At 40.5% G+C, this 3,415-nt stretch carries 3 protein-coding genes, 1 pseudogene and 1 riboswitch; of the genes and pseudogenes, 2 read left to right on the top strand and 2 right to left on the bottom strand.

Going from position 1 to position 3,415, the window contains the following annotated elements:
• Together J6U00_RS12830 and J6U00_RS12825 are read right to left on the bottom strand one after the other, a co-directional pair.
• A partial coding sequence (locus J6U00_RS12830) for a hypothetical protein (RefSeq protein WP_296582439.1) occupies nt 1–277 on the bottom strand: 277 nt, incomplete at its 3' end.
• A gap of 610 nt (nt 278–887) precedes the next feature.
• The gene (locus tag J6U00_RS12825; RefSeq protein WP_296582437.1) at nt 888–1,718 is read right to left on the bottom strand and encodes an Mrp/NBP35 family ATP-binding protein; all 831 of its coding nucleotides are present in this window, start codon (nt 1,716–1,718) and stop codon (nt 888–890) included.
• Between the two features lie 195 nt (nt 1,719–1,913).
• Nucleotides 1,914–2,028: riboswitch (FMN riboswitch) on the top strand.
• Nucleotides 2,029–2,166: 138 nt separating this feature from the next.
• Between J6U00_RS12825 and ribD the strand changes: the two genes are divergently transcribed.
• Together ribD and J6U00_RS12815 are read left to right on the top strand one after the other, a co-directional pair.
• Nucleotides 2,167–3,276: a bifunctional diaminohydroxyphosphoribosylaminopyrimidine deaminase/5-amino-6-(5-phosphoribosylamino)uracil reductase RibD gene (gene ribD, locus J6U00_RS12820; RefSeq protein WP_296582436.1), complete on the top strand. Its 1,110-nt coding sequence runs from the start codon at nt 2,167–2,169 to the stop codon at nt 3,274–3,276.
• Nucleotides 3,257–3,415: pseudogene (locus tag J6U00_RS12815) on the top strand (riboflavin synthase); the annotation flags it as partial. The gene ribD and the pseudogene J6U00_RS12815, both read left to right, overlap by 20 nt.

The following is a 3,415-nucleotide window of genomic DNA, read 5'->3' as shown; positions in this document are numbered from 1 at the left end:
CATGATAATTATTCTCTAAAAATTTTTCTATATCACTTTTTAAAGATTGAACTTCAATTACAAATTCTTTTTCATTTTCAAATGCAGAAAGATTCAACTCAAAAGTTGAACTTACTTCATTTTTGTTTGAATGTGCATCTTTAAGAATTAAATACTGATAATTCTGTGATTTGATATATCTTTTCAATTTATTACTGGAGTACGTCTTTATAGCACCTATTGCAGCTATTATTAAAACGAAAGCTGTTATAACAGTTAATATAATCCTTTTTTTCATTTTTGTGTCCTCCCTATTTCCAAAATATTTGACGAATTGTTATTGATAAATTTATTAATAGTAGTATCATTGTTTACCATATTACAATATTGTTCTAAATCAATATAGTATTCTTTTCCCCAAGATGCAACTTTGAGCATTATAGAGTGACCAGAAGCATTAGCATATTCATCTGAAAAAACCAACATTTCAGTAATAAGCATATAATGACTGAATGCATATTCTTCATGTGTAAATTCGATATTATCAGCATTATTAACGTATAATTTAAGACCATTGTCAAATGATAATGAATCAAATGATATTGCCTAAACATTAACATCTGTTTTTGCGTGTAATCAAAAACCTAGGAAAATGATGTCGAAATACATTATTCGTTCTTATCAACGTATAATCCTATGCCTTTACTTACTCCTACAAAGGATAAAACGTTCAAACAGACAGCTTGCTAAATAGCAGAAACCCGAGAACGTTATGCCCTCGGATTTCATAAGAATGTATAGTTTCGTTAAGGATAGCGGGCAACTGTGCGCCCATACTATTTTCTTATAATCACTTACTTGCATATACATAGCAAAAGGGCAGATTTTCCGCCCTTACTGATTAATGATCACTTTTCAAGTGAAACTATCTTCTCAGCAGCATCTGTGAGCCACTCACCCTCAAAAAGCTCAATTGTACCCTGATCGCAGAGTTTTGCAAGCTGAGGATCAATTGGAAGCTTTGCAAGCACTGGTATATCATACTGAGCAGCTATCTCCTCAATATGGCTCTCACCGTAGATACTATAACGCTTACCGCAGTCCGGACATTCAAAATAGCTCATATTCTCTATTATACCGAGTATGGGTATATTCATGAGCTTAGCCATTTTAACCGCCTTTTCCACTATCATAGAAACAAGCTCCTGAGGAGAAGTTACAATAACTATACCGTCAACCGGTAGTGACTGAAATACAGTCAGCGGAACGTCCCCTGTTCCAGGAGGCATATCAACTACGAGACAGTCTATATCCTTCCATATAACGTCAGTCCAGAACTGCTTTACGACACCTGCGATAACAGGACCTCTCCATACAACAGGGTCGGACTCGTTTTCAAGAAGGAGATTTATGGACATTATATCAAGTCCCATTTTGGTCTTTGCAGGAATAATTCCGAACTCGCAGGCATCAGCCTTCTGATGTATACCGAAAGCCTTTGGTATAGATGGACCTGTAATATCAGCATCCATGATACCCACATTCTTGCCAAGTCTCTGCATTGAAACAGCAAGCAGTGAAGATACCAGTGTCTTGCCGACACCGCCCTTTCCGCTGACAACTCCTACAACCTTGCTGATATTACTCATGGCATTTGGCTTTTCAAGCAGACTCTGGGGCTCTGTTCTACTGCCGCAGTCGCTTCCGCAGCTTGAGCAGTCGTGTGTACATTCGCTCATTAAAAAACACTCCTTATGATGTAATAATAATATTATACCACACAATTCAGAAAATAGCAATAGGATATTGACAAATGTATAACACAGTGATATAATATTAATGCGTAATTCATAATGCGTAATTAAGTTTCATGAATTTTTTCAAATATATCCGTGAGCGGATACAATAATTACGAATTTCTAATTATGAATTGAAATTGTCTTCGGGGTTATGTGCAAGTCATAACCGGCAGTTATAGCCTGCGAGCCTTATGGCTGATTCGGTGAGATTCCGAAGCCGACGGTAAAGTCCGGATGAAAGAAGATAAACCGCACTCCAATGTGCAGTATACGACTTCAAGCCCCAAAGTAACGGGGCTTTTTCTATTTTCAGGAGAATAATGTCCTTAATTACATTTTTCACTAATCAATATGCACTAAATACTATTCACTAATATCAGGAGGAACTATGTCTCACGAAGAATTTATGCATGCAGCACTTTTACTCGCCCGCAGGGGTATGGGCTTCACATCTCCCAATCCGATGGTCGGAGCTGTTATCGTCAAAAAAGGCGAAATAATCGGCAGTGGCTATCACAAACGCTATGGTGATCTCCACGCTGAGCGCAGCGCATTTGCTGACTGTGAAGCAAAGGGTATAGATTGCAAGGGCGCAGATATGTATGTAACTCTCGAGCCCTGCTGCCACCATGGCAAGCAGCCCCCCTGCACGGATGCTGTCATAGCTCACGGCATAAAAAGGGTGTTCATCGGCTCCTCCGATCCGAATCCACTTGTTGCAGGCAAGGGTACACAAATACTCCGCGACAGTGGAATAGAGGTGGCAGAAGGTATCCTCAAAGAGGAATGCGACGCTCTGAATGAGATATTCTTCCACTATATCACAACAGGTCTGCCTTTTGTGACAATGAAGTACGCAATGACCATTGACGGAAAGATAGCCTGTTATACAGGAGAATCAAAATGGATAACCGGCGAATCCGCAAGAGCTCATGTGCAGCATGAAAGGCTTCATCACAGTGCAGTAATGGTAGGCGTAGGAACAGTCATCGCTGACGATCCCCTGCTCACCTGTCGCCTTGAAAACAGCCGTGATCCAATACGTATAATATGCGACAGCAAACTCAGAACTCCCCTTGACTGTAATATCATCAAGACTGCCAGGGAGGTTCCGACGATTATAGCTACAGTATCAGAGGATAAAGAAGTAGCAGCACGCTTTGAAGAGGCAGGCTGTCGAATAATTAGGACTGCTGCGAAGAACAACCGCGTAGACTTGATGGAGCTTATGAAACAGCTTGGTAGCGAAAGACTCGACAGCATACTTCTTGAAGGCGGCGGAGAACTGAACTGGTCTGCTTTAAATGCAGGTATAGTGACAAAGATACAGGCATACATAGCGCCAAAACTTTTCGGCGGCAGAGGCAGTTCACCTGTATCAGGAACAGGCGTACCGCTACCTGATGAGGCATTTATGCTTGAAAAATGCAGTATAATCAATATCGGAGAGGATATACTCATAGAAAGCAGGGTGAAAAATGTTCACGGGAATAATTGAAGAAGTAGGGACAGTAAAAACCGTAAAGCGCTCCGGCAACTCCTCCTTCATTGAGATACAAGCTGAAAAGGTCCTTGAAGACGTCAGTATCGGAGACAGTATAGCCGTAAACGGCGTATGTCTTACGGTAACTCATTTT

Source organism: Ruminococcus sp. (assembly GCF_017650195.1).
GTDB lineage: Bacteria > Bacillota > Clostridia > Oscillospirales > Ruminococcaceae > Ruminococcus.
Note: the sequence above shows the minus strand (reverse complement) of the source record. Positions and strands in the feature narration are given on the sequence as shown.

Coding starts and splice junctions, on each gene's coding strand:
- J6U00_RS12825 (WP_296582437.1), bottom strand. CDS start 1,718: ATGAGCGAATGTACACACGACTGCTCAAGCTGCGGAAGCGACTGCGGC.
- ribD (WP_296582436.1), top strand. CDS start 2,167: ATGTCTCACGAAGAATTTATGCATGCAGCACTTTTACTCGCCCGCAGG.